Below are 26,481 nucleotides of genomic sequence, written 5' to 3'. Positions count from 1 at the left end.
AAGTTCACCCCCACCGCGGCCACCGCCACCCGCACCTGCCCGGCGGCCAGCTCCACCCGTGCGCTCGGCTGCACCACTAGGTCCTCCAGCGTGCCGCCGCCACCGGCGGTCATCCGCCATGCGCCCTCCGGCAGCTGCAGCCCGGCGCCTGCGGCGGTCAGCCGGGGAGCATAGGCGACACCGGAACGCACCACGAGTTGCGGTTCATCACAACCGATGACATCGCGCACGTCGATCGATCCGTCCGAATCCACCAACACGAACCGACCCGGATGCTCGGCCTGCGCGGAGCGCACCAGCCCCCACACCGCCGCGCCGGCGAGATCCGTGGTCGCCTCACCGGGCAGCCCCACGGCGCCCTGAGTGACGACCGCGAGAATCTTGGAACCATCCCCGGCCAGAGACGACTGCAGTACACGCAGCGCCTCATGGGTGGCCGCATACACCGAACCGACCACACCGTCGGCCGCCGGGCCCGGGCGCCACACCGTGACACCGTCGTCGCCAATCCCGTTGGACCCCAATGACACCGGTGACCATGTCACCTCGAACAGTGCCCCGCCCGCCCGTCGGCCTTGCGCAGGCATCGCCAACTGCGCCACCGAGACCGGGCGAACTACCAGCTCGCGCACCGACAACACGGGCAGACCCGCGCCATCGGCCAGGTCCACCGACACCGCGGCCACGCCGACCGGTGCGATCCGCACCCGCGCGCGTGCCGCTCCCGCCGCGTACAAACACACTCCCTGCCAGGAAAACGGCAGCATCGTCTCGGCCTGTTCGCCGGCCACTCCCATCGCGTGCAGCGCCGCGTCCACCAATACCGGGTGGATCCCGAAGCCGCCGACGTCCACTCCGGTGGCCTCGGGGACTGCGACCTCGGCGAAGACTTCGCTGCCCCGCTGCCACATGGCCCGCAGACCCCGAAACGCCGGCCCGTACTCATAGCCCCGGTCCGCCAGTCGCTCGTACGCATCGACCACGTCAAGCGGCGTCGCCCCCACCGGCGGCCAGACCGACAGATCGGCCGCCGGCTGCACGGTTCCCGCGCTCAGCGTGCCCTCGGCGTGCAGCACCCACTCCGAACCAGGCTGCGCCGCAAGCGAATACACCGACACGGTCCGACTGCCCGAGCTCGCCGCGGCGCCCACCACCACCTGGACGTGCACCCCTTCTGCCGGTTGCAACAGCAGCGGCGCCGACAGCGTCAGCTCCTCCACCACGGTGCAACCGACCTCATCGCCGGCGCGCAACGCTAACTCGATGAACCCGGCGCCCGGGAACAACGCCACCCCGGCCACCGCGTGATCGGCCAGCCACGGTTGGGCGGCCATCGAGAGCCGGCCGGTGAGCACCACGCCGCCCGAGTCCGGCCGGTGGACCACCGCGCCCAGCAAGCCGTGCTCGGCCCCCGCCAAACCCAGAGCGCCCATGTCGCCGGTGCCGGCGCCCATCTCCGGCAACCAAAACCGTTGCCGCTGAAAGGCGTACGTCGGCAACGGCACCTGACATCCGCCCGCAAAAGCCGCCCGCCAGTTCACGTCCACGCCCGCGACGTGAGCCTGACCGGCCGACAGCAAGAACCTGTCGAGCCCACCGTCCTCGCGGCCCAGCGAGGGAATGACGACGGCTTCGGGGGCATTCCGATCGGCCAGGGTTTCCTCGATGCCGGCGAGCAACACCGGATGGGGACTGGATTCGATGAAAGCCTGATGCCCGCTATCGCGCGCGGCGCGCACCGCACGTTCGAACTGCACCGTCTGCCGGATGCTGCGGTACCAGTACTCGGCGTTCAGGCCGGCGGTGTCCATTAGCTCGCCGGTGACCGTGGAGAAGAAGGCCACCGAGGACGAACGCGGCGCGATGCCGGTCAGCGCCTCGGCGAGCGGCTCACGGATCGCGTCCACCTGCGCGGAGTGCGAGGCATAGTCGACATCGATCCTGCGCGCTCGGACGCCGTTCGCCTCGCAGCGTGGCATCAGTTCCTCGAGTGCCGTCACCTCGCCGGAGACGACGACGGCCGAAACACCGTTGACGGCAGCAATATTGAGCCGGTCGCCCCATGGTTCCAGCAACTCGCGCGCTCGCGGCAGGGCACACGCCAGTGAGACCATGCCCCCGGAACCCGACAGCCGCACCAGCAGCCGGCTGCGCAGCGCCACGACCCGGGCGGCGTCCTCCAGTGACAACGCACCCGCGACATACGCCGCCGCGATCTCGCCCTGCGAGTGGCCGATCACCGCGTCCGGGCGGACGCCCACCGAGCGCCACAGTTCGGCCAGCGACACCATCACCGCCCACAGCACCGGCTGCACCACGTCGACCCGGTCCAGCCCGGGGGCGCCCGCCGCGCCCCGGATGACATCGATCAGGGACCATTCCACGTGTTCGCCGAGCGCCTTGTCGCATCGGTTCATGTGATCGGCGAAAACCTTTGACGTGTCGAGCAATTGGGCCCCCATGCCGACCCATTGCGAGCCTTGCCCCGGGAAAACGAAGACCGTCCTGTCCACCGCGCGGGCACGCCCCACCACGACATTCGCGCCGGGCTCGCCGGCCGCCAGCCCGGCCAATCCGGCCAGCAGCTGCTCGCGGTCACCGCCGACCATCACCGCGCGATGCTCGAACACCGAACGCGTCGAGACCAACGACCAGCCCACGTCGGCCGCGTCGAGATCGGCGCCGACGTGCGTCAACAGCCGCTGCGCCTGGGCGGTCAGCGCCTCGGCCGACCGCGCGGACAACACCCACGGCACCGCCGGCATGTCGTTATCACCCGAAGCGCCAACGCTTTCCAGCGCCGGCTGGTCCGACGGGGCCTGTTCCAAGATCACATGCGCATTGGTCCCGCTGATCCCGAACGACGACACCCCGGCCCGGCGCGGACCGTCCCCCGCCGGCCATGCCCGGGGTTCGGTCAACAGCGAGACGGCCCCCGCCGACCAATCCACATGCGGCGTGGGCACATCCACATGCAGCGTCCGCGGCATCAGCCCGTGGCGGATCGCCTGCACCATCTTGATCACCCCGGCCACGCCCGCGGCGGCCGAGGTGTGACCCATGTTCGATTTGATGGACCCCAGCCACAGCGGCCGATCCGCCGGCCGATTCTGTCCATAGGTAGCGAGCAGCGCCTGGGCCTCGATCGGGTCGCCCAGCGTGGTGCCGGTGCCGTGGCCCTCCACCAGATCCACGTCGGCCGTCGTCAACCGCGCGCTGGCGAGTGCGGCCCGCACCACCCGCTGCTGAGCCGGGCCATTCGGGGTCGCCAGGCCGTTGGACGCGCCGTCCTGGTTGACGGCCGAGCCCCGGACCACCGCGAGCACCGGGTGGCCCATCCGCCGCGCATCGGCCAACCGCTCCAACACCAGCGCCCCGACGCCCTCGGAGAAGGCGGTCCCGTCGGCCGCACCGGCATACGCCTTGCACCGTCCGTCGGCGGCCAGCGCGCGCTGTCGACTGAATTCGATGAACATCGCGGGAGTGGCCATGACCGTCACGCCGCCGACCAACGCCAGATCGCATTCGCCCGATCTCAGTGAGCGGGCCGCCAGGTGCAGGGCCACCAACGACGACGAACACGCGGTGTCCACCGACACCGCCGGGCCCTCCAAGCCCAGCGCGTAGGCGACCCGGCCCGAGGCGACGCTCAGCGTCGAGCCGCGCAGCCCGTATCGCTCGAGCTCTCCGGGGACCCGTCCCTGGCCGCCGTACGACCCGTGGAATATCCCGGCGAACACGCCCGTCGCCGACCCACGCAGCGCCAACGGGTCAATTCCGGCTCGCTCCAACGCTTCCCACGACACTTCCATCAACAAGCGTTGCTGCGGATCCATGGCGAGCGCCTCGCTGGGCGCGATACCGAAGAACGCGGCGTCGAAATCGGCGGCGTCCGCCAGGAATCCGCCGCACCGGGTGTACGACTTCCCGATCGCGTCGGGGTCGGGATCGAACAGGCCGCCCAGATCCCAGCCGCGATCGGACGGGAAGTCGGACACCACATCGCGGCCCTCGACGACCATCTGCCACAAGGCCTCCGGCGAATCCACGCCGCCCGGATACCGGCACGCCATCCCCACCACCGCGATCGGGTCGGTCGCCATGGCCAGGTACTCGCGGTTCTCCCGCTTCAGCCGCTCGTTTTCCTTGAGAGACTTGCGGAGGGCCTTGACGAGTTCGTCTTGACTGCTATTCATACGATCAGGCGATCGCGCATCAGTGCCAGCGCAACAACACAAGTTCAGAGCAGAATCCGGGACCCATCGCGAGCATCAGGCCCGGGCTGCCGCTGGGCGGCCGCTTGCCGATGGTGTCGCGCAGCACGTGCAGCACCGACGCCGAGCTCAGGTTGCCGATCTCACCGAGTGAGCGCCACGTCAGCTCCAGGGCTTCCGGCGGCAGCGACAGGGCGGCAGTGATCGCTTCGATGACCTTCGGGCCACCGGGGTGGCTGACGAAGGCGCCGATGTCGTCGGTGCTCAGGCCGTGGGCGGCTAGGAACTCCGTGACGTCCTTTTCGATGTATTGCTCGACGACCGCCGCGACATCCTTGGACAGCACCAGCTCGAATCCCGTCGTGCCGATGTCGTAGCCCATCGTGCGCAGCGAGTCGGGATAGAGGTGGCTGCGGGAATCGACCACTGTGGGCCCGGCGGCGCCGATCTGTTCGGCGCGACGCTCGCCGACCGCGACCACGGCTCCAGAACCGTCAGCAAACAACGCGCTGCCGACCATGCCGGCCAGCGACGGCTTGTATCCCGGGTAGGTCAGCGAGCAAAGCTCGACCGACACGAGCGCCGCGACCCCGTCCGGCGCGCCGCGCAGGTAGTCGTGCAGCCGGGCCACCCCCGCGGCCCCGGCGACGCAGCCCAGCCCGAACAGCGGCACCCGGCGCACGTCGTCGCGCAGCCCGAGCCGCCCGGCGATCCGGGCATCCAGCGACGGCACCGCCAGCCCGGTGACCGTCGTCGTGACGAGCACGTCGAGGTCTTGGGGTCGCAGCCCCGCCTCGTCCAGCGCCCCCACCAGCGCCTCACAGCCGAGGTCCACGGCGTTTTCGATGAAGATCCGGTTCGCCGTGCCGAAGTCTTTGAGCGTCGGGTACTTCTCCAGCGGCAGGACCAGGTGGCGGCTGTTGACCTTGGCACTGGTGTGCAGCTGCCGAACGATGTCCTCGTAACCCTCGAACTCCGGAATGCTGACGAAAAAGTCGGTGAGCTCGCGCTGGGAGTAGCGATATGGCGGCAACGCTCCGAACACGCCCGCGATGACGCTCATTGGACCCACCCCCTGGTCACGTACACCCGGGCACGACGGTTCACCCGGACTGCTTAGCTGATGGAAGCTTAGTCCGCTCGCAAATTAACGGCAAAGAAACGGGCAGTCTCGTTTCACCCCGTCAGCTGCTGTTGCAGCCGCTCTTTCAGCCGCTCGGAGCTGGCCAGGACCCCGTCGAGTTGGTCGGCGACCCGGGTCGGCGCGGTGCCTCCGCGGGCGTCGCGCGCCGAGACCGAGCCCTCGATCGTCAGCACCTCCCTGACCTGCGGTGTCAGGTCGGAGCTGATGGCGGCCAGCTCGTCGTCGGTCAGCTGCTCGAGCCCGACGCCGCGCTCCTCGGCGGCGCGCACGGCGGCGCCGGCGGCCTCGTGCGCGGACCGGAACGGAACTCCCTGGCGGACAAGCCATTCGGCGATATCGGTGGCCAGGGTGTAGCCCGCCGGGGCCAGCGCAGCCATCCGCTCGACGTTGAACGTCAGGCTGGCCACCAGGCCCGCCATCGCCGGCAGCAGCAGCTCCAGCTGGGCCACCGAGTCGAAGACCGGTTCCTTGTCTTCCTGCAGGTCACGGTTGTAGGCCAGCGGCTGGGCCTTCAGCGTCGCCAGCAGGCCGGCCACGTTGCCGATCAGCCGGCCCGACTTGCCGCGGGCCAGCTCGGCGATGTCCGGATTTTTCTTCTGCGGCATGATCGAGCTGCCGGTGGACCACGAATCGTGCAGGGTGACGTAGCCGAACTCCGTCGAGCTCCAGATGATGATGTCCTCGGCGAGCCGGGACAGGTCCACGCCGATCATCGCGAACACGAACGCGGCTTCCGCGGCGAAATCCCGGGCCGCGGTCGCGTCGACGGAGTTGTCCGCCGAAGCGGCGAAGCCCAGGTCCGCGGCGATCGCGTCGGGGTCCAGCCCTAGCGACGTGCCGGCCAGCGCGCCGGCGCCGTACGGGGACACCGCGGCGCGCTTGTCGAAATCGACGATCCGGTCGACGTCGCGCAGCAAGGGATGCGCGTGTGCCAGGAGATGATGGGCCAGCAGGATCGGCTGGGCCGACTGCAGATGGGTCTTGCCGGGCATGATCGCCTTCGGGTGGGCGGCGGCCTGCGCGGCCAGTGCCGCGACGACGTCGAGCGCCCCGGCCGCGACCCGCCGCACCGCGTCGCGCAGCCACATCCGGAACAGCGTCGCCACCTGATCGTTGCGCGACCGGCCGGCGCGGAGCCGGCCGCCCAGGTCGGGCCCGACCCGGTCGATCAGGCCGCGCTCCAGGGCGGCATGCACGTCCTCGTCGCTGACGAGCGGCGAAAAGCTGCCGTCGGCCACGTCCTCGGCCAGGCTGTCCAGCCCCGCCAGCAGCCCGTCGCGCTGCTCCTCGCTGAGCAGGCCGGCCCGGAACAGGACGATGGTGTGCGCGCGCGACGCCGTGATGTCGTAGGGCGCCAGCACCCAGTCGAAGTGGGTGGACTTGCTGAGAGCGGCCAGCGCCTCGGACGGACCGTCGGCGAACCGCCCACCCCACAGTGATCCCTCGCGAGTGCTCACGTGTCGGTTGGGCCCGTTTCCCAGGCCAGGTCCCGGCGGGAGGCGATCTTCGACGACAACCCGTGCACGTAGACGAAGCCCTTCGCGGCCGACTGGTCGAAGCTGTCGCCCTCGTCGTAGGTGGCCAGGTTGAAGTCGTAGAGCGACTCGGCGCTGCGGCGGCCGTTGACCGCAATGTGCCCGCCGTGCAACACCATTCGCACCTCGCCGGACACGTGTTCCTGCGTCTTGGCGACGAAGCTCTCCAGCGCCACCTTGAGCGGTGAGTACCACAGCCCGTCGTACACCAGCTCGGCCCAGCGCTGGTCGGTGTGCCGTTTGAAGCGGCCCAGTTCGCGCTCGAGGGTGACGTGTTCGAGTTCGGTGTGCGCGGTGATGAGCACCATCGCGCCGGGTGCTTCGTAGATCTCGCGGCTCTTGATGCCGACCAGCCGGTCCTCGACGACGTCGAGGCGCCCGACGCCCTGCGCCCCGGCGCGGGTGTTGAGTTCCTCGATGGCCTGCAGCATCGAGACCGGCTTGCCGTCGATGGACACCGGCACCCCCTGCTCGAATCCGATGATCACCTCGTCGGGCGTGCTCCAGTTCAGGGTGGGGTCTTCGGTGTAGGCGTAGATGTCCTTGGTGGGCGCGTTCCACAGGTGCTCGAGAAACCCGGTCTCCACAGCGCGGCCCCACACGTTCTGGTCAATGGAGAACGGCGAGCGTTTGGTGACGCCGATCGGGATGGCGTTCTCCTCGGCGAACGCGATCGCCTTCTCCCGCGTCCACGCGTAGTCGCGCACCGGCGCCAGCACCTCCAAATCCGGTGCCAGCGAAGCGAATCCGACCTCGAACCGGACCTGGTCATTGCCCTTGCCGGTGCAGCCATGCGCGACGATGCCGCCGCCGTGCTCGCGCGCGGCCGCCACGAGGTGCTTGACGATCAACGGCCGGCTGATCGCGGACACCAGCGGGTAGCGGTCCATGTACAGCGCGTTGTTCAGCACCGTGGGCAGGCAATAGCCCTCGGCGAATTCGTCGCGGGCGTCGACGACGACCGCCTCGACGGCGCCGCAGTCCAGGGCCCGTTGGCGCACGACCTCCATGTCCTCGCCGCCCTGGCCCAGATCGATCGCCACCGCCACGACCTCACGGCCGGTCTCCTTGCCGATCCAGCTGATCGCCACCGAGGTGTCCAGACCGCCGGAATACGCCAGGATGACGCGTTCTGACATCAGTCAATCTCCTTTATTTGAGGCTCTCGAGGGTGGCGGCCAGCTCGGCGCCGGTCATCGGCTCTCGGGCGGCCACGAAGAGGGTGTCATCGCCGGCGATCGTGCCGACCACGTACGGTAGCGCCGCCCGGTCGATTGCGCTGGCCAAATAGTCGGCCGCACCGGGCGGGGTGCGCAGCACCGCCAGGTTCGCGCTGGAGTCGACGGACACCAGCAGCTCGCCCAGCAGCCGCGACAGCCGCGCGGTGCCGCCGGAGACCCCGCGCACCGGGCTGCCGTCCTCGGGGACGACGTAGACCCCGACGCCGCCGTCCGCACCGCGCAGCTTCACCGCGCCGAGCTCCTCGAGGTCGCGCGACAGCGTGGCCTGCGTGACGTCGATGCCCTCGTCGGCCAGCCGCACCGCCAGTTCGCTCTGGCTGCTGATCGACGATGACGACAGGATCGCCACGATGCGGGCCTGCCGGCCGGCGCGGGTGGTTTCGGGGGTGGGCTTGCTGCGAGTCATTGCGACCGCTCCAGCAACCACACCAGCAGCGCCTTCTGGGCGTGCAGGCGGTTCTCGGCCTCGTCCCACACCGCGCTGCGCGGCCCGTCCATCACCTCGTCGGTGATCTCGTCGCCACGGTGGGCCGGAAGGCAGTGCAGCACAATGGCTTCCGAATCCGCCAGGCCGACGAGTTGCGGGTTGACCTGATAGGGCCAGAACGGGGTGCGGCGGTCCAGCCCGTCGTCCTCCTGACCCATCGACGTCCAGGTGTCGGTCACCAGGACGTCGGCTCCCGCCGCGGCGGCCTCGGCATCGGGGGTGAGGAGCACCGACGCGCCGGTGGCCCGCGCGCGCTGCTCGGCGGCGGCCACGACGGCCGGGTCGGGCGCGAACCCGTCGGGCGCGGCGACCGTGACGTGGATGCCGGCGGTGACGGCGCCGAGCATCAGCGAATGGGCCATGTTGTTGGCGCCGTCTCCGAAGTAGGACAGCCGCAGCCCGTGCAGCGTCCCCTTGCGTTCGGCGATGGTCTGCAGGTCGGCGAGCACCTGGCAGGGATGGAACTCGTCGGACAGCGCGTTCACCACCGGCACCGTCGCCGTCGAGGCCATGGCGTCGAGCCGGTCCTGCCCGAACGTCCGCCACACGATGGCCTCGACGTAGCGGGACAGGACGCGCGCGGTGTCCTCGAGCGTCTCGTCGCGGCCCAGCTGGGTGCTGCTTGTGTCGACGACGACCGCATGCCCGCCGAGCTGGGCGATGCCCACCTCGAACGAGAACCGGGTGCGGGTGGAGTTCTTGTCGAAGAGCACCGCGACGCCGCGCGGACCCTCCAGGGGGCGACGGGCGAACGGGTCCTTCTTCAGATCCGCGGCCAGCTGCAGCACCTCGGCCTGCTCGGCCGGTGCTAGGTCATCGTCGCGCAGGAAATGCCGAATCACGTTGCAGCCCCTGCGGTCTCGAGGATCCCCGGCAGGGCGGCGATAAAGCCCTCGATCTGGGACTCGGTGATGATCAGCGGCGGCGCCAGCCGGATGACGTCGGGCGCGGCCGCGTTGACCAGGAAGCCCGCGCCGCGGGCTGCCGCCTCCGCGTCCTTGGCGCGCGGCGCGGACAGCACCACGCCCCACAGCAGGCCGCGGCCACGCACGTGGTCGATCAACGGGTGGCCGAGCCTCTCGATGCCGTGCCGGATCGTCTTGCCCAGCACCTCGGCGCGCCGGACGAGGTCGTCGGCGGCCAGGACGCGCAACACGGCCAGCGCCGCCGCGGTGCAGATCGGGTTGCCGCCGAACGTGCTGCCGTGCAGGCCCGGCGTCAGCAGCTCCGCCGCTGGCCCGACGGCCAGGCACGCGCCGATCGGCAGGCCGCCGCCGAGCCCCTTGGCCAGCGTCACCACGTCAGGGGTGATGCCGTCGTGCTGATGGGCGAAAAACGCGCCGGTGCGGCCCATTCCGGTCTGCACCTCGTCGAGGACCAGCAGGGCGCCGTGCCGGGCGGTGATGTCGCGGGCGGCGACGAGGTAGCCCTCCGGTGGGACGACGACGCCGCTCTCCCCCATGATCGGTTCGAGGAATACCGCGGCGGTGTCGTCGTCGACGGCGGCCTCCAGCGCGTCCACCGAGCCATACGGGACGTGGGTGACCTCACCGGGCAGCGGCGCGAACGGAGCCTGCTTGCTGGGCTGACCGGTCAACGCCAGCGAGCCCATTGTCCGGCCGTGGAAAGCCTCTTGTGCGGCAACGAGTTTCGTGCGTCCGGTGAGCCGGGACAGCTTGAACGCCATCTCGTTCGCCTCGGTCCCGGAGTTACAGAAGAACACCCGGGTCTGCGCGTCCGCGCCCAGCAGCCCGACCAGTTCTTCGGCCAGCGCGACGGCGGGTTCGGTGGCATACAGGTTGGACGTGTGCCCCAGCGTCGCGACCTGATGCGTCACGGCCTCGATGATGGCGGGATGGCGATGGCCGAGCACGTTTACGGCGATGCCGCCGAGCAGGTCCAGGTAGGTCTTGCCGTCGACGTCGGTGACGACGGCGCCCTCCCCGCTGGCCAACGCGACCGGCGGGGTGCCGTAGTTGTGCATCATCACGGCTTCCCACCGCTGCTTGATCGAGTCGGTGTGCGTCATGCCGAAACCACCTTGGTGCCGGTGCCCGCGTCGGTGAAAAGCTCCACCAGCACGCAGTGTTCGACCCGCCCGTCGATGACGTGTGCGCTGGGCACACCGGCCGTGACCGCGCGCAGGCAGGCTTCGACCTTGGGGATCATGCCGGCCTCCAGCGTGGGTAGCAGTTGCGCCAGTGTGGCGGTGTCGATTTCGCTGACCAGCGAATCGCGGTCGGGCCAGCTGGTGTACAGGCCTTCGACATCGGTCAGCATCAACAGCTTTTCGGCTCCCAGGGCTTCGGCCAGCGCCGCTGCAGCGGTGTCGGCGTTGATGTTGTGCACCACGCCGTCGGCGTCGGGCGCGAGCGTCGACACCACCGGAATGCGGCGCGCCGCAATCAGATCCAGCAACGCCGCTGTGTTCACCTGATCGACGTCGCCCACCAGGCCGATGTCGGTGGCCACACCATCGACGGTGACGCTGCGCCGCACGGCGGTGAACAGCTGCGCATCCTCGCCGGTGATGCCGACGGCGTAGGGGCCGTGCGCGTTGATCAGGTTGACCAGTTCGCGGCCCACCTGTCCGAACAGCACCATCCGCGCCACGTCGAGCACTTCCGGTGTGGTGACCCGAAATCCGCCCTTGAAGTCGCCCTCGATGCCGAGGCGGCGCAGCATGGCGGTGATCTGTGGTCCGCCACCGTGCACGACCACGGGGTGGACGCCGCAGTTGCGCAGGAAGGCCATGTCGGCGGCGAAGGCGTGCCGCAGCGTGTCGTCGGTCATGGCGTTGCCGCCGTACTTGATCACGACGATCTTGCCGTGCAGCTGCTTGAGCCAGGGCAGGGCCTCGGCGAGCACCTGCGCCTTGACCACGGTGGTCAACTCTTCGATCTGGAGGCTCATTTGCGCCGCTCTCCCCCTCGTCGCTTCGCGGCAGGGAGGTACCCCCACCTCATCACTTCGTTCTGCATCGTTGCCGGCGCGAGTCATGAGCTGTAGGCCGAATTCTCTTCGACGTAGCCGTGCGAGAGGTCGGTGGTGCGGATGGTGGCGGAGGCGTCGCCGACGCGCAGGTCGACGGTGACGTCGATGTCGGCGCCCGACAGATCGACCTCACGCGCGCCGGGCGCGCCGACCCCGTCGACGCACACCGCGGAACCGTTGAACGACACGTTGATTCGATCCGGTTCGAGGGTGATCGGCGTCATGCCGACGGCCGCGAGCACCCGGCCCCAGTTGGGGTCCGAGCCGAACAGCGCAGTCTTGACCAGGCTGTCGCGGGCGACCGCCCGGGCGGCGGTCAGCGCGTCGTCGTCGGACGCCGCGCCGGTCACGGTCACGGTGACGCGCTTGGTGACGCCCTCGGCGTCGGCCTGCAGCTGCGCGCACAGGTCGTCGCAGACCCGCAGCACCGCCTCGTCGAGATCGGCCTGCGGCGGCGCGATCCCGCTGGCGCCCGACGCCAGCAGCAGCACCGTGTCGTTGGTGGAACAGCAGCCGTCGATGTCGAGTCGGTCGAACGTGCGGGCGGCGGCGCCGCGCAGCGCCGCGTCGAGCGCCGCCGCGTCGGCGACCGCGTCGGTGCTCAGCACGCACAGCATGGTGGCCAGCGACGGCGCGAGCATGCCCGCACCCTTGGCCATCCCGCCCACCGTCCAGTTGTTCCGATGATGCAGCGCAACCTGTTTGGCCACGGTGTCGGTGGTCATGATGGCGTGCGCGGCGTCGTCCCCGCCGGTCAGCCCGCCCGCCATCTCGTGCACGATCTCGCGAACCCCGGCCAGCACCTTGTCCATTGGCAGCCGGTCGCCGATCAATCCGGTGGAGCAGACGCCGACCTCGATGGCCCCGGTCTCGGTTCCCCAGTCCGACAGCGCGGCGGCCACCGCCTCCGCGGTGGCGTGGGCGTCCTGGAAGCCGCCCGGCCCGGTGCAGGCGTTCGCCCCGCCGGAGTTGAGGATCACCGCGCGCAGCGCGCCGGTGGTCAGCACCTGCTGGGTCCAGAGCACCGGCGCGGCCTTGACCTGGTTGCGGGTAAACACCCCGGCGGCGGCGTAGTCGGGTCCTTCGTTGAACACCAGGGCGAGGTCACGTGCCCCCGACGCCTTGATCCCTGCGGCGATGCCGGCGGCCCGGAACCCGGCCGGGGCGGTCACGCCCTGTTCACGCAGCAGCCGCGTCTCAGCGGTCGTCGAGGTCACGGCGCCACTCCGACCACCGAAAGGCCCTCGGCCTCGGGCCAACCCAGCGCCAGGTTCATCGACTGCACGGCGGCACCGGCCGTGCCCTTGACCAGGTTGTCGATCGCGGCGATCGCGACGAACGTCTCGGCGGCCTCGTCCACCGCGACGGCGATGTGGGCCGCGTTGCTGCCGATGACCGACCCGGTGCGGGGCAACTGGCCGTCCGGCAGCAGATAGACGAAAGGCTCTGCGTCATAAGCCTTTTCGTAGGCCGCGCGCAGTTGCGATAGCGGGGCGCGGGTGCGGGCGGTGCAGGTGGCCAGGATGCCGCGTGACGTCGGGATGAGCACGGGCGTGAACGACACCGTGACGTCGCGCTCGGTGACGGCTCGCAGCCCCTGTGCGATCTCGGGTGTGTGCCGGTGGGCGCCGGCGATGTTGTAAGCCCGCGCCGACCCGATGACCTCGGAGCCGAGCAGGTCGGTCTTGGCCGCGCGACCGGCCCCGGAGGTGCCGCTGACGGCGACCACCGTGACGGCGGGTTCGACGAGGTCCTCGGCCACCGCGGGCAACAGCGCCAGCAGCGCCGCGGTGGGATAGCACCCCGGCACCGCGATGCGGCGGGCGCCGCGCAGCCGCTCCCGCGCCCCGGGCAGCTCGGGCAGCCCGTAGGGCCAGCTGCCGGCGTGCGGGGACCCGTAGAACCGCTCCCATGCGACGGCGTCGCCGAGCCGGAAGTCCGCGCCGCAGTCGACGATCAGGGTGTCGGGTCCGAGCTGTTCGGCCAGCGCCGCCGAATGCCCGTGCGGAAGCGCGAGGAACACGACGTCATGGCCGCTCAGGACGGCGAGCTCGGTGGGCTCGACCACCCGCTGCGCCAGCGGCGTGATGTGCGGATGGTGCTCACCCAGCGCGCTGCCGGCGCTGGCGGCGGCGGTCACCGATCCGATCGTGAGCCGGCCGTCGGCGTAGGCGGGATGCCCGAGCAGCAGGCGGAGGATCTCGCCACCCGCGTAGCCGCTGGCACCGGCAACCGCCACCTTGAGAACGTCGGCCATTTCGACCATTCTGCATGGTTATGCAGTAGTTTGCAAATCAATGCTACATGCGCAGTTCGGCACCGACGGCCTCAGCGGCACGCCGCACGGCGGCGTCACGGGCGGCGCTGGCGTCGTCCTCGGTCAGCGTGCGATCGGGCGCGCGGAAGCGCAGCGCGAACGTCAGCGACTTGCGATGCTCGCCGATCTGCGGGCCGGTGAACACGTCGAACAGCCGAATGTCCTCTAGCAGCTCGCCCGCCCCCTCGCGGACGGCATCCGCCACCGCCTGGGCCGGCACGTCGGCCGACACCACCAGGCTGACGTCCTGGAACACGGCCGGGAATGGCGACACCCTGGGCGCCGGCAACGCCTCGACGATCGGAATCGCATCGAGGTTCAGCTCGAGCGCGCAGGTACCCTTCGGCAGCCCCGAGCGCTCGATCACGGCGGGATGCAATTGGCCCGCATGACCGACGCGGGTCCCCCCGACCAGCACCTCGGCGCAGCGGCCCGGATGCCACGGCAGGCATTGGGCGGCCCGCAGGGTCACGTCAACTCCGCTGGCGCGCGCGATGATTCGCACCGCCTCCAACGCATCGGTGGCATCCGCGGCGCGCCCGGGGCCCCACGGGCCGCGTGGTTCACGCAGGCCGGCCAGCACGACTGCGACGTGCTGCGGTTGTCGGGGCAACGACGCGTCCAGCATCGCGATTTCGGCTTCGGTCGGGCGGCGGTCCACGGGGATGAGCTCGACACCGCGAGTCTGCTCGGTCGGCTGCACCACCTGGGCGATGGCGAACAGCGCGGCGTCGACGAGACCGCGGGACACGTTGCGCCCCAACGCTTCCAGTAGGCCGGGCAGCAGTGTGGTGGCCAGCTCCGGCCGATCCGCTTCCAGCGGGTTGAGCACACGGGTGGTGCTGCGCCGCGGGTCGTCGGCGGGCAGGCCCCAGAGGTCGAACACGCCGGCGGGCAGAAACGGTGTCGGCAGGACCTCGACGTAGCCGGACTGCGCCAGCGACCTACCGATGGCGCGGCGGCGCTTCTGCACCGCGGTGAGTCCCCGCCCCGCGGGGGCCGACGGCAGCACCGACGGGATGTCCTCGAGGCCCTCCAGCCGCAGCACCTCCTCCACCAGGTCGGCGGGCTGCACGAGATCGGGGCGCCAACTCGGCGGGGTCACCGTCAATATGCCGCCATCTTCGGCGACTTCTTCCACTACCAAGGCGCCGATCTGGGCCAGCCGCCGCGCGGTCGTGCCCGGGGCGTAGGCCAGGCCCGCGACGCGGTCCGGCAGGTCGACGGCGATCCGGATCGGCGGCAGGGACCAGTCGTCACGCGGCGGGTCACCACGCCAATCGGTCAGGGTCGGGGACACCGCTCCTCCGGTGATGTCGGCGAGCAGCGCGGCACAGCGGTCCAGCGCGGCCACCGAAATCGCCGGGTCCACCCCGCGCTCATAGCGACGGGCGGCCTCGCTGGGCAGGTGCAGCCGCCGCTGGGTGCGCGACACCGCGGCCGGGTCCCACACCGCGGCCTCCAGCAGCACGTCGGTGGAATCGGCGCGCACCTCGGTGCTGGCCGCACCCATGACTCCGCCGATCGCGGCCGTGGCGGAGTCGTCGACGATAAGGACGTCGGCCGGATCGAGTTTGCGCTCAACGTCATCGAGGGTGACGACGATCTCGCCGGGCCGGGCGAACCGCACGCCGAGGCCGCCGCTGATGCGGTTGCGGTCGTGGGCGTGCATGGGGTGGCCCAGTTCCAGCATCACGTAGTTGGTCACGTCGACGGCCGGGGAGGTCGCGCGGATGCCGGAGAGCAGCAGTCGGCGCTGCAGCCACCATGGCGACACCGCGGCGGGGTCGATGCCGGTGACCGGCCGCAGCGCGAAGCGGCGAACGCCGGTTTCGGCCTGCACCGTCAGCGGCCACGCCTCGCCCTCGACGGGCAGCGGCTTGACCTCCGCGGGGTCGACGAAGTCCAGGTCGTAGGCGCAGGCGATCTCACGGGCCAGGCCGCGCACCGACATGGCGTAGCCGCGGTCGGGGGTGATGGCCAGGTGGAAGACCACGTCGTCCAATCCGAGCACGCCGGTGGCGTCGGCCCCGGGTTCGGCCGTGCCGGGCGGGAGCACCAGGATTCCGGAATGGTCGGCGCCCAAACCGAGTTCGGCCGTCGAGCAGATCATTCCGTCGGAGTTGCGACCGTAGGTCTTGCGCGCGGTGATGGCGAACCCGCCGGGCAGCGTGGTACCGGGCAGCGCCACCACAACCAGGTCGCCGACCACGAAATTGGTTGCCCCACAAACGATATCGCGGGGTGCTCCCTCGCCGACGTCGACGAGACACGCCCGGATCGGTTTCTTGAACTCGGTGAGCTCCTCGATGCCGGTGACCCGTCCCACGGTCAGCGGCCCGTCGACCGGGCCGAGCGTGACGACTTCCTCGACCTCGTGGCCGATGCGCACCAGGGTCTGTTCGAGGTCGCTAGGGGCGACATCCCAGCCCGGGGCGCCCACGGCGACGACCTCGCGCAGCCAGCTGTACGGAAGGCGCATCAGGCACCGACCCCGAAGGGCAGCGAGAACCGGACGTCGCCCTCGACCATGTCGCGCATGTCGGGAATGCCGTTGCGGAACTGCAGCGTGCGTTCCAGGCCCATCCCGAACGCGAAGCCGGAGTAGACGTCGGGGTCAATCCCAGCGGCCCGCAACACGTTTGGATGCACCATGCCGCAGCCGCCCCACTCCACCCAGTCGGCGCCACCCTTCCTGTCGGCGAACCAGACGTCGAACTCGGCGGACGGTTCGGTGAACGGGAAGAAGTGTGGCCGGAACCGGGTGCGCACCGAGCGGCCGAACTCCGCGCGCGCGAACGCGTCCAGCGTTCCCCGCAGGTGCGCCATCGTCAGGCCGCGGTCCACCGCCAACCCTTCGACCTGATGGAAGACGGGCGTGTGGGTGGCGTCGAGTTCGTCGGTACGGAACGTGCGGCCGATCGAGACGATGTAGATCGGCAGGTCGCGCTCGAGCAGGATGCGGACCTGCACCGGCGAGGTATGCGTGCGCAGCAGCTGTCGCGAACCCTCCGGCGCGATATAGAAGGTGTCCTGTTCGCTGCGCGCGGGATGGTCGGGAGGAAAGTTGAGGGCGTCGAAGTTGAACTGCTCGGTCTCGACCTCCGGCCCCTCGACCAGCTCCCATCCCATCGCGACGAAGGTGTCGGCGACATGCTCGGCCAATATCGTGATCGGGTGCCGGGCGCCGGTCGGCTGCCGCGTCGACGGCAACGTGACGTCGATGCCCTCGGCGACCAGCACGGCCGCGTCGCGCTCGGCACGCAGGGTCGCCAGCCGGTCGTCGTAGCTGCGCTGGGCGTCGCCGCGGGCGGTGTTGACGCGCTTGCCGGCGTCCGCGCGCTGGTCCTTGGGCAAGGCGGCCAGCGCCTGTCGCGCCAGCGCCAGCGGCGAGCGGTCACCGAGGTGCTCGGTCTTGACGAGCGCCAGCGCCTCCAGGTCACCCGCCTCTGCGAAGGCCTGCCGGGCGGCATCGACCGCATCGGTCAACGCTTCCGGCGACAGGTCGACGGGTTGATCGCCCACGCGGCGACACTCTCCTTGCTGACGAGGCTGTTGCAGGGCTGGATGCGCCCAGCGCAAATGCCGATCATAGGGGATTCGATGCACGGCGCTCGGCGCGTGCTGGGAGATGCCGAGGGGCGCTTAGCCCGCCATGACCGGCTGCAGACCGGCCGGCGCATCGGCTGCCAGCGCGAGCGCGCCGCGCCGCGCGAAGAACTGCGCGACCGCGTAGGCCGCTGCGGCGGCCAGGACACCGAACGATGACGCGGCGGCCATCGTTCCCCAGTGGTGCGCCAGCATGAGGAAGCCAAACCCTGAGGACGCCGCGAGCATCAGGACGCGTACCGGGGTCCACCGGATCGGTTGGCGGAACCGCGCGGACACCAGGACGCCCAGCACGACGGCGACGGTGTGCCCGGCGTCGGTGAAGTCACCACCCATGATCGCCGACGCCACGCCGGCCGCCACCCACCAGCCGACCCACGCCGCACGCCACCGCGACGGAATAACCGCGGTCATCGCGCCCAGCACCGCGAGGGCGCCGTAGCTCATGCCGACGTCGCTGGCGTGGGCGATGGAAATCGGCAGCCAGCCGAACTCGACCGACGCCGCGAGGGCGGCGGCCACCACCAACGTCGCGCCGATGTGGCCGACGAGGAACGCCATGAACAGACGGATGGTGCGCAAATGCAGTTCGGCCAGGGCGAGCAGGCACGTCAGGAACGGCAGCCAGAAGTAGAGCGGGCCGGCGTCGACGACCAGCGCGCTGCCCAGCAGCGTGCCCACATGGCCGTGCGCCAGGTTGTGCAGGTTGGTGCTGGCGCGCTGAACGAGCACGTCGTGCGCGTGCGGGCCGAGCGCCAGGATCGCGCAACTGATGGCGAGCAGAATCGCCACGTACCCAATGGTGAACCGGACCCGGGCCAGCCGGGAGAGGATGCCCCCAATCATCGGTGTCTATTATGCGGGCTAATTTGTTTCCGAAGTGTGATCGGAGGCTGTCAACTCCCTAAGAGTCCGCAGGCGATAGATCGCCAGGTCCGCGGGAACGCCGGCGGTTTTGGGCGCGAATACCGGTTTACGTGCACGTTTGGCGACCACGCCCATCGCGTCCAGCGCGGTTTGGGGTATCTGGTCGAGTGACGAACTCGACACCATGATTCCGCCCTTGGTGGCCCGTTCCATCACGCGGGCGGCGATGTTGACGTCGACGCCGAGCCAGTCGGCGGCCATCCGCTGCGGGCGTCCGGTGTGGATCCCGACCCGCATCCGCGGCGTGTAGCCGTCCACGTCGACGGTTCTCAGTTGCTCCTTGGCGGCCAGTACGGCCCGCACGGCGACGGTCGGATCGCCGAACACCGCCATCAGCCCGTCGCCCATCCGCTTGACGATGTGGCCTCCCGCGTCCAGCAGCGGCGGTTCGACCGCCCGCGCCACCTGCCGCAGCAGGGCCAGCGCCGCGTCGTCACCGGCGTGCAGCGACCAGGTCGAAAAGCCGACCAGATCGGTGAACACCAGCGTCACTTCCGGGTTGGCCGGCCGTCGGGACACCGCCTCGGTCAGCGCCTGCCACACCTGGAGCACGCCAAGGCTGAGCTCACGCGACGCGGCGTCACGATCCCCCAGCAGCCGGTCGGCGGCGCGTGCCGCAGCCCGCGGCGCGCCCTCACCCGCGGTGGACAGCGGGTCGCCGAACTCGTGGTCGCCGGGCAACAGCCGCCGCGCTCGCCGGACGAACGCCACCACGCCGGGGCTGTGGTTGGTCGTGCGCAACCACCGCGCCGGAGAGCGAAGTTTCGAGTCGGGGGGCGCCGCCGTGGTCACCGATTCAGAGTCCGTTTCCAGGGGCTCACCCGGGACCGGATCGCCAGGTGCGCGCTCCACTTGGTCAGGGTAAGTAGTTCCGGCTGACGCAGGCAATGACACTCGGTGGGGTTGTGTCACATCTCGCATCGAAGCCGCTGATTGACACCGGATTACCGGCCGGCCACGCCGTCATCGAAAGTCGGTAACACCCGGCCGCGCCGGGGGCTGAAATCATAGACAACGCGCGTTGTCAAAGTTATCGTGAGCGCAGGTAGTACTAGGAGGCCGTGATGACTGCCGCGTCGACTGCATCCGCTGATCCGCTCGGACCAGATTCCCTCACCTGGAAGTACTTTGGCGATTTGCGTACCGGGATGATGGGCATCTGGATCGGGGCGATCCAGAACATGTATCCGGAACTCGGCGCGGGGGTCGAGGAGCATTCGATCCTGCTGCGCGAGCCGCTGCAGCGCGTGACCCGGTCGGTGTACCCCATCATGGGCGTCGTCTACGACGGCGAGCGGGCCGCGCAGACCGGTGAGCAGATCAAGCGCTACCACGACACCATCAAGGGGACCGACACCGCGGGGCGCCGCTACCACGCCCTGAACCCCGAGACCTTCTACTGGGCGCACGCCACGTTCTTCATGCTCGTCATCAAGGTGGCCGAGTATTTCTGCGGGGGCTTGACCGAGGCGGAGAAACGGCAGCTGTTCGACGAGCATGTGCGGTGGTACCGGATGTACGGGATGAGCATGCGGCCGGTGCCGAAATCCTGGGAGGAATTCCAGGAGTACTGGGACCGGGTGTGCCGCGAGGAGCTGGAAATCAACCAGGCGACGCTGGACATCTTCCAGATTCGCATCCCCAAGCCCAAGTTCATCCTGATGCCGACGCCGATCTGGGACCAACTTTTCAGGCCGTTGGTGGCCGGTCAGCGCTGGATCGCGGCGGGTCTGTTCGAGCCCGCGGTGCGCGAGAAGGCGGGAATGCGCTGGACGCCGGGCGACGAGGTGTTGTTGCGCGTCTTCGGCAAGATGGTCGAGCTGGCCTTCCTGGCCGTCCCCGACGAGATCCGCCTGCACCCGCGCGCGCTGGCCGCATACCGGCGCGCCCAGGGGCGGATTCCGGGCGACGCTCCGTTGGTCGAGGCACCGAAATTCGTGGCGCCGCCGCGTGACCGCCGCGGGCTGCCGATGCACTACTTCCCGCCGCGCAAGTCGCTGATGGAGCGCGCCGGGTCGCTGGTGCACACCACGCTGTCGCTGGCCGGCATGCGCCCGGCTAGGGGCCGCGGAAAGGCAGCGTAGGGGCCACACCGCCCGGAGCCTCCCACATCGCCGCACGTGAACTGAGGGCGAGATTTTGGCCGATTTCTCGCCGTGGGTGCACGCTCGGCGTGCGGCCTAGACCTACGCCAGGGCCCGCGCGCTCTGGTAGAGACAGATCGCCGCGGCCGCGGCCACATTCAGGCTCTCCGCGCCGCCGGACATCGGGATGCGCACGCGGCGATCCGCCCGGCCGGCGATTTCGGTTGGCAAGCCGTGTGATTCGGGCCCGAACAGCCAGGCCGTCGGACTGCTGAGCAGTTCCCCGGCCTCGTCGAGGCGGGTCTCGCCGTCGACCGTGGCGGCCAGCAGCTGCAGCCCCGCCGCGCGCAGCGCGGTGAGGACGGCATGGACGTCGGGCTCGGCGACGACCGGAATCGAGAAAATGCTGCCGGCGGACGCGCGCAAGCACTTGCCGTTGTAGGGGTCGACGCTGTGCCCGCCCAGGATCACGGCCGCGGCGCCCATGGCGTCGGCGATGCGGATGACCGTGCCCGCATTGCCCGGCTCGCCGATCTCGACGGCGACCGCGACCAGCCGGGGCGCGTCGGCCAGCACGTCCTCGAGCCCGATGGCCGGGACGTCGCACACCGCCACCACCCCCGCGGGAGTAACGGTGTCGGACAAGGCTTTTGCGGCACGTTCGGTCACCAGGTGGACGGGCGCCTGTTGCTTGGCGAGCAGCGCCTCATGGCGCCGCGCCGCCGACTCGGTGACAAAGACGTCCCGGACCAGGCCGCGCGCCGACGCGGCCTCGACCAGGTTGGGGCCCTCGGCGAGAAACCGTCCCGAGCGCCGGCGCGTGACGTGCCGATGCAGTTTGACCGCCGCCGCCACCCTGGCCGAGCGTTCGGTCAACACCGAAGTTAGGCAGCCTCTCCCGAGGGGGCGTTGACGTCCTCGGGCAATGCCGCCCGGGCGACGTCGACGAGCGCGGTGAACGCCGCCGGGTCGGCGATCGCGATATCGGCGAGGTTCTTGCGGTCCACTTCGACACCCGCGGCCTTGAGACCCTGGATCAGCCGGTTGTAGGTGATGTCGTTGGCGCGCGCGGCGGCGTTGATCCGCGAGATCCACAATTTGCGGAATTCGCCCTTGCGCGCGCGACGGTCGCGGTAGGCGTAGTTCAGCGAATGCAGCTGCTGCTCTTTGGCCTTGCGGTAGAGCCGGGATCGCTGGCCGCGATAGCCCTTCGAGGCCTTCAGAACGCTGCGCCTCTTCTTGTGGGCGTTGACCGCCCGCTTCACGCGTGCCATGGATATTCCTACTCTCGTTCAGACGTAAATGGTCAGGGTCAGCCGTTCAACAAGGCGTTGATGCGCTTGGTGTCGTTGGCTGAAACCGTGGTGCGGCCGTCCAGCCGCCGGGTGCGCTTGGTGGGCTTGTGCTCGAGCAGATGCCGGCGATTGGCTTTCTGCCGGACGATCTTTCCGGTCCCGGTGCGCCGGAACCGCTTCGAAGCCCCGCTGTGGGTCTTGGCCTTGGGCATATTTCCTCTGGTCTTAGTTGGTTCTAGTTCTGCTGTTCTGCGGTATTCGGATCGGCCGCTGGCGCGGCCTCATGTCCTTCGGGGTGACGCGCCCTGGCGCGAGTCTTCGCGCCGCGGTGCGGTGCCAGCACCATCGTCATGTTGCGGCCGTCCTGCTTGGCCGACGTCTCGACGAAGCCGTAGTCGGCGACGTCCGCGCCCAGCCGCTGCAGCAATCGGTAGCCCAGCTCGGGCCGCGACTGCTCGCGTCCGCGGAACATGATGGTGACCTTCACCTTCGATCCCGCTTCCAGGAAGCGGACTACGTGGCCCTTTTTGGTCTCGTAGTCGTGATCGTCGATCTTGGGTCGAAGCTTTTGTTCTTTGACGACGGTCTGCTGCTGGTTCCGGCGGGATTCGCGCGCCTTCTGCGCCGCCTCGTACTTGTACTTGCCGTAGTCCATGATCTTGCAGACCGGAGGTCTGGCGTTCGGGGCGACTTCGACAAGGTCGAGATCGGCGTCTGCGGCGACGCGCAGTGCGTCTTCGATACGCACGATGCCTACCTGCTCCCCCCCTGGGCCAATCAATCGGACTTCAGGTACGCGAATGCGCTCGTTGACGCGGGTCTCAGTGCTGATGGGGCCTCCCTTGTTGGGCTTCTGGTCGTCCAATCACGACCAGTGCCTGGGCCCGTCCGAGTCAGCGGTGGAAACACCACACCACCAGCAAAAAGGCCCTGCACAAGCAGGGCCCAATGCCGACCGATCGCGGCTTGAACCTTGGGTCAAGCCGCCCGCGCCACGCGCGGAGCAGGCATTATGCAAATGCCCGTGACCGGACCGTGTCGCCGTGACCGAGACGCAAAGCTTCTCGTGGCTAGCGGTGGGAGTGGGACTCCACTTAACTGTCCTGGCTTTCGCCGGGATGGTCGCGACGGACAGTCTAGCAGCCAAGCGCCGCCTGCCAGCACTCGCGAGTCCGGCAACGCGGCCGACAAACTCTTTCGCATCCTCTTTCGCATCGCGCGGCATTTCACGGGTTAAGGGCATATCCTCGCGGTCTGTGACACTCGCTTCTGCTGGCTCGGGGCCTCGGTCGGGCAGCCGGTCGCGCTCCCGGTATCACTGGGTACCGGCGGCGGCTGGCTGGACCGTTGGCGTCATCGCCACCCTGTCATTGGTGGGCAGCGTGTCGCCACTGTTCCGCTGGCTGATCAAGGTCCCGCGCGAATTCATCAACGACTACCTGTTCAACTTCCCGGACACCAGCCTCGCGTGGTCGTTCGTGCTGGCGTTGCTGGCGGCGGCCCTGACCGCGCGCAAACGCATCGCTTGGCTGCTGCTGCTCGGCCAGATGATCCTCGCCGCGTTCTGGAATGCCGCCGACATCGCCGCGGGCGACAACACCGCCGCCGAAACCTTCGGCGAGAACCTCGGGTTCGCCGTGCACGTCGTCGCGGTCGTCCTGCTGGTTTTGGGCTATCGGGAGTTCTGGGCCAAGGTCCGCAAGGCCGCGCTGTTCAAGGCGGCCGCGGTATTGGTCGTCGGCGACGTCATCGGCATCCTGCTGTCCTGGGGTCTCGTCGAGCTGTTCCCCGGATCGCTTGCGCGGCAAGACCGCCTGCCCTACGTGGCCAACCGGGTGGTCGGCTTCGCGCTCGCGGACCCCACCCTGTTCACCGGCAGGCCGCACGTGCTGATGAACGCGATCTTCGGGTTGTTCGGCGCGCTCGCGTTGATCGCCGCGACGATCGTGCTGTTCCAGTCCCAGCGCGCCGACAACGCGCTGACCGGTGAGGACGAGTCGGCCATCCGCGGCCTGCTGGAGCTGTGGGGCAAGAACGACTCCCTGGGTTACTTCGCGACCCGTCGGGACAAGTCGGTGGTGTTCGCGCACAGCGGCCGCGCTGCCATCACCTATCGCGTCGAAATCGGCGTCTGCCTTGCCAGCGGCGACCCGGTGGGGGATCCGCGCGCCTGGCGGCAGGCCGTGGATGCGTGGCTGGGTCTGTGCCAGACCTACGGCTGGGCTCCCGGCGTCATGGGCGCCAGTTCGCAAGGCGCGCAGGTGTATCGGGAGGCCGGCCTCAACGCGCTCGAGCTCGGCGACGAGGCGATTCTGCGGACCGCCGAATTCAAACTGTCCGGCCCGGAGATGCGCGGCGTCCGGCAGGCCGTGACGCGCGCACGCAGGGCCGGGCTGACGGTGCGCATCCGGCGGCATCGCGACATCTCCCCCGAGGAGATGGCCGAGACCATCTCGCGCGCGGACTCCTGGCGCGACACCCAAACCGAGCGAGGCTTTTCCATGGCGCTGGGCCGGCTGGGTGATCCGGCCGACGGGGACTGCCTTCTGGTCGAGGCTCTCGACCCCCATGGCCACGTGGTCGCCATGCTGTCGCTGGTCCCCTGGGGAACCACGGGCGCCTCCCTCGATTTGATGCGCCGTTCCCCGCAGTCCCCCAACGGCACCATCGAGCTGATGGTCAGCGATCTGGCCCTCAACGCTGAAACCCTTGGTATCTCCCGCATTTCGCTGAACTTTGCGATGTTCCGGTCGGCGTTCGAGCAAGGTGCCCAACTCGGCGCCGGTCCGATTGCCCGGTTGTGGCGCGGGCTGTTGATCTTCTTCTCGCGCTGGTGGCAACTGGAGACCCTGTACCGCTCGAACATGAAGTACCAACCCGAATGGGTGCCCCGCTATGCCTGTTACGAAGACGCCCGGTTGATCCCACGGGTGGGCGTCGCGTCGGTGATCGCCGAGGGTTTCCTGGTGCTGCCGTTCCGGCGGCGCGACAAGCTGCACACCGGACACCACCCCGCGGTACCCGCCCGGCTGGCGGAATCGGGGCTCCTGCACCACGACGGGTCGGCTCCGGATGTCAGCGGGCTCAGGAGCGACGAGGGCATCGACGAAGACGAGGACGAGTTCAGGTCCCGCCTGCCCGAGCAGGTGCGGGTGCGCCTGACCAAGCTGAAGACGCTGCGCCGCACCGGCATTGACGCCTACCCCGTCGGCTCCCCACCAAGTCACACCGTCGCGCAGGCGCTCGACGCCAACGACCAGGACGCCGTCTCGGTGTCCGGCCGGATATTGCGGATCCGCGATTTCGGCGGTGTCCTGTTCGCCCAGTTGCGTGACTGGTCGGGCGAAATGCAAGTGCTGCTGGACAATTCACGTCTGGAGTGCGGTCGCACCGCGGATTTCCACGCGGCCATCGATCTGGGCGACCTGGTCGAGATGATCGGCCACATGGGGTTTTCGAAGAACGGGACGCGCTCGCTGATCGTGCGCGACTGGCGGATGATCGGTAAGTGCCTGCGGCCGTTGCCGAACAAATGGAAGGGGCTGACCGACCCCGAGGCGCGGGTGCGGACCCGGTACGTCGACCTGGCCGTCAATACCGAATCGCGTGGCCTGATCACCGCCCGGAGCAGCGTGCTGCGTTCGGTCCGGGAGACGCTGTTCGCCAAGGGGTTCATCGAAGTCGAAACCCCGATCCTGCAGCAGATCCACGGCGGAGCCACGGCCCGGCCGTTCGTCACGCACATCAACACCTACGACATGGACCTGTTCTTGCGCATCGCGCCGGAGCTCTACCTGAAGCGGTTGTGCGTCGGCGGCGTGGAGCGAGTGTTCGAACTGGGCCGGGCCTTCCGCAATGAGGGGGTGGACTTCAGCCACAACCCCGAGTTCACCCTGCTGGAGGCCTACCAGGCGCACGCCGACTACCTGACGTGGATCGACGGATGCCGCGAACTCATCCAGAACGCGGCCCAGGCCGCCAACGGCGAGCAGACCGTGTTGCGGCCCCGCACGGACCCCGGGCCCGACGCGGCCGACGTTGAGCCCGTTGACATTTCGGGCGTGTGGCCGGTGAAAACCGTCCACGACGCGGTGTCCGAAGCCCTGGGCGAACGCGTCGACCCCGACACCTCGCTGAGCGTGCTGCGCAAGCTGGCCGATGCCGCGCACATTCCCTACCGGGCGCAGTGGGACGCCGGCGCGGTGGTGCTGGAGCTCTACGAGCACCTCGTCGAGGACCGGACCGAGCGGCCGACGTTCTATATCGACTTTCCGACGTCCGTGTCTCCGCTGACCCGCCCGCACCGCAGTCGGCGCGGCGTCGCCGAGCGGTGGGACCTGGTGGCGTGGGGTGTCGAGCTGGGCACCGCCTACAGCGAGCTCACCGATCCGGTGGAACAGCGGCGCCGCCTGCACGAGCAGTCACTGTTGGCCGCCGGCGGCGACCCCGAGGCGATGGAGCTCGACGAGGACTTCCTGCAGGCGATGGAATACGCGATGCCGCCGACCGGCGGGCTCGGGATGGGGATCGATCGCCTCGTGATGCTCATAACCGGCCGCAGCATCCGCGAGACCCTGCCATTTCCGCTGGCCAAGCCCCACTAGTGTGGCCGCCGACACCCGGCGTGCGCACGG

The 26,481-nt window shown here is 69.5% G+C and carries 20 protein-coding genes; 2 read left to right on the top strand and 18 right to left on the bottom strand.

Annotated features, from left to right (window positions below; genetic code table 11):
* The 14 genes from A5745_RS05915 to A5745_RS05850 all read right to left on the bottom strand — a co-directional run.
* Positions 1-4,196, bottom strand: a 4,196-nt coding sequence (locus tag A5745_RS05915) for a type I polyketide synthase (RefSeq protein ID WP_076115442.1), incomplete at its 3' end; no start/stop codon positions are given.
* A gap of 19 nt (positions 4,197-4,215) precedes the next feature.
* Positions 4,216-5,277, bottom strand: coding sequence for a type III polyketide synthase (locus A5745_RS05910; protein WP_076058873.1), 1,062 nt, complete (start codon positions 5,275-5,277; stop codon positions 4,216-4,218).
* 113 nt (positions 5,278-5,390) lie between these two features.
* A complete protein-coding gene (gene argH, locus A5745_RS05905; protein WP_076058871.1) occupies positions 5,391-6,815 on the bottom strand; it encodes an argininosuccinate lyase in 1,425 nt (474 codons plus the stop codon).
* Positions 6,812-8,032, bottom strand: a complete 1,221-nt coding sequence (locus A5745_RS05900) for an argininosuccinate synthase (RefSeq protein WP_076115441.1) — start codon at positions 8,030-8,032, stop codon at positions 6,812-6,814. The genes argH and A5745_RS05900 overlap by 4 nt, the downstream gene beginning before the upstream one ends.
* A gap of 13 nt (positions 8,033-8,045) precedes the next feature.
* A complete protein-coding gene (locus A5745_RS05895; protein WP_076058868.1) occupies positions 8,046-8,540 on the bottom strand; it encodes an arginine repressor in 495 nt (164 codons plus the stop codon).
* Positions 8,537-9,463: an ornithine carbamoyltransferase gene (gene argF, locus A5745_RS05890; protein WP_076115440.1), complete on the bottom strand. Its 927-nt coding sequence runs from the start codon at positions 9,461-9,463 to the stop codon at positions 8,537-8,539. Before argF ends, A5745_RS05895 begins: the two co-directional genes overlap by 4 nt.
* Positions 9,460-10,650 carry an acetylornithine transaminase gene (locus tag A5745_RS05885; protein WP_076115439.1) on the bottom strand — a complete coding sequence of 397 codons (1,191 nt, stop codon included), beginning with the start codon at positions 10,648-10,650 and terminating at the stop codon, positions 9,460-9,462. The genes argF and A5745_RS05885 overlap by 4 nt, the downstream gene beginning before the upstream one ends.
* Positions 10,647-11,534, bottom strand: a complete 888-nt coding sequence (gene argB, locus A5745_RS05880) for an acetylglutamate kinase (protein ID WP_076115438.1) — start codon at positions 11,532-11,534, stop codon at positions 10,647-10,649. Before argB ends, A5745_RS05885 begins: the two co-directional genes overlap by 4 nt.
* An 83-nt stretch (positions 11,535-11,617) precedes the next feature.
* Positions 11,618-12,832, bottom strand: a complete 1,215-nt coding sequence (argJ, locus tag A5745_RS05875) for a bifunctional glutamate N-acetyltransferase/amino-acid acetyltransferase ArgJ (RefSeq protein ID WP_076115437.1) — start codon at positions 12,830-12,832, stop codon at positions 11,618-11,620.
* A complete protein-coding gene (argC, locus tag A5745_RS05870) occupies positions 12,829-13,872 on the bottom strand; it encodes an N-acetyl-gamma-glutamyl-phosphate reductase (protein ID WP_076115445.1) in 1,044 nt (347 codons plus the stop codon). Before argC ends, argJ begins: the two co-directional genes overlap by 4 nt.
* A gap of 43 nt (positions 13,873-13,915) precedes the next feature.
* On the bottom strand, positions 13,916-16,414 hold the full coding sequence (pheT, locus tag A5745_RS05865; protein ID WP_076115436.1) for a phenylalanine--tRNA ligase subunit beta: 2,499 nt from the start codon (positions 16,412-16,414) through the stop codon (positions 13,916-13,918).
* Entirely contained in the window at positions 16,414-17,457 is a 1,044-nt protein-coding gene (gene pheS / locus A5745_RS05860; RefSeq protein WP_076115435.1) for a phenylalanine--tRNA ligase subunit alpha, read from the bottom strand. The genes pheT and pheS overlap by 1 nt, the downstream gene beginning before the upstream one ends.
* Before the next feature lie 120 nt (positions 17,458-17,577).
* A complete protein-coding gene (locus A5745_RS05855; RefSeq protein ID WP_076058858.1) occupies positions 17,578-18,387 on the bottom strand; it encodes a rhomboid-like protein in 810 nt (269 codons plus the stop codon).
* A gap of 18 nt (positions 18,388-18,405) precedes the next feature.
* A complete protein-coding gene (locus A5745_RS05850; protein ID WP_371336857.1) occupies positions 18,406-19,260 on the bottom strand; it encodes an adenylate/guanylate cyclase domain-containing protein in 855 nt (284 codons plus the stop codon).
* Between the two features lie 272 nt (positions 19,261-19,532).
* Here A5745_RS05850 and A5745_RS05845 point away from each other — a divergent pair, with 272 nt between their 5' ends.
* Entirely contained in the window at positions 19,533-20,552 is a 1,020-nt protein-coding gene (locus tag A5745_RS05845) for an oxygenase MpaB family protein (RefSeq protein ID WP_076058856.1), read from the top strand.
* Positions 20,553-20,654: 102 nt separating this feature from the next.
* Here the strand turns inward: A5745_RS05845 and A5745_RS05840 are convergent, their stop codons facing one another.
* From A5745_RS05840 to infC, 4 genes are read right to left on the bottom strand one after another with little or no spacing between them, the layout of a single operon-like run.
* Positions 20,655-21,431 (bottom strand): RNA methyltransferase, encoded by a 777-nt coding sequence (locus A5745_RS05840; protein WP_076115434.1) that lies wholly within the window; start codon positions 21,429-21,431, stop codon positions 20,655-20,657.
* A 5-nt stretch (positions 21,432-21,436) separates the two neighbouring features.
* Positions 21,437-21,826 (bottom strand): 50S ribosomal protein L20, encoded by a 390-nt coding sequence (gene rplT, locus A5745_RS05835; protein ID WP_076058852.1) that lies wholly within the window; start codon positions 21,824-21,826, stop codon positions 21,437-21,439.
* Positions 21,827-21,864: 38 nt separating this feature from the next.
* Positions 21,865-22,059, bottom strand: coding sequence for a 50S ribosomal protein L35 (gene rpmI / locus A5745_RS05830; RefSeq protein ID WP_076058850.1), 195 nt, complete (start codon positions 22,057-22,059; stop codon positions 21,865-21,867).
* A 23-nt stretch (positions 22,060-22,082) separates the two neighbouring features.
* Entirely contained in the window at positions 22,083-22,679 is a 597-nt protein-coding gene (gene infC, locus A5745_RS05825; protein WP_076058878.1) for a translation initiation factor IF-3, read from the bottom strand.
* A gap of 424 nt (positions 22,680-23,103) precedes the next feature.
* Between infC and lysX the strand changes: the two genes are divergently transcribed.
* Positions 23,104-26,451, top strand: coding sequence for a bifunctional lysylphosphatidylglycerol synthetase/lysine--tRNA ligase LysX (gene lysX / locus A5745_RS05820; RefSeq protein ID WP_175879767.1), 3,348 nt, complete (start codon positions 23,104-23,106; stop codon positions 26,449-26,451).
* Positions 26,452-26,481 lie beyond the last annotated feature (30 nt).

It is taken from the genome of Mycobacterium sp. IS-2888 (assembly GCF_001954215.1).
Taxonomy (GTDB): domain Bacteria; phylum Actinomycetota; class Actinomycetes; order Mycobacteriales; family Mycobacteriaceae; genus Mycobacterium.
Note: the sequence above shows the minus strand (reverse complement) of the source record. Positions and strands in the feature narration are given on the sequence as shown.

Bases quoted from the DNA above. Each gene is read 5' to 3' on its own strand.
- A5745_RS05900 (WP_076115441.1), bottom strand. From the start codon at position 8,032: ATGTCAGAACGCGTCATCCTGGCGTATTCCGGCGGTCTGGACACCTCG.
- A5745_RS05910 (WP_076058873.1), bottom strand. From the start codon at position 5,277: ATGAGCGTCATCGCGGGCGTGTTCGGAGCGTTGCCGCCATATCGCTAC.
- A5745_RS05855 (WP_076058858.1), bottom strand. From the start codon at position 18,387: ATGATTGGGGGCATCCTCTCCCGGCTGGCCCGGGTCCGGTTCACCATT.
- rplT (WP_076058852.1), bottom strand. From the start codon at position 21,826: ATGGCACGCGTGAAGCGGGCGGTCAACGCCCACAAGAAGAGGCGCAGC.
- A5745_RS05885 (WP_076115439.1), bottom strand. From the start codon at position 10,650: ATGACGCACACCGACTCGATCAAGCAGCGGTGGGAAGCCGTGATGATG.
- argC (WP_076115445.1), bottom strand. From the start codon at position 13,872: ATGGCCGACGTTCTCAAGGTGGCGGTTGCCGGTGCCAGCGGCTACGCG.
- rpmI (WP_076058850.1), bottom strand. From the start codon at position 22,059: ATGCCCAAGGCCAAGACCCACAGCGGGGCTTCGAAGCGGTTCCGGCGC.
- pheT (WP_076115436.1), bottom strand. From the start codon at position 16,414: ATGCGCCTTCCGTACAGCTGGCTGCGCGAGGTCGTCGCCGTGGGCGCC.
- A5745_RS05845 (WP_076058856.1), top strand. From the start codon at position 19,533: ATGACTGCCGCGTCGACTGCATCCGCTGATCCGCTCGGACCAGATTCC.
- argB (WP_076115438.1), bottom strand. From the start codon at position 11,534: ATGAGCCTCCAGATCGAAGAGTTGACCACCGTGGTCAAGGCGCAGGTG.
- A5745_RS05895 (WP_076058868.1), bottom strand. From the start codon at position 8,540: ATGACTCGCAGCAAGCCCACCCCCGAAACCACCCGCGCCGGCCGGCAG.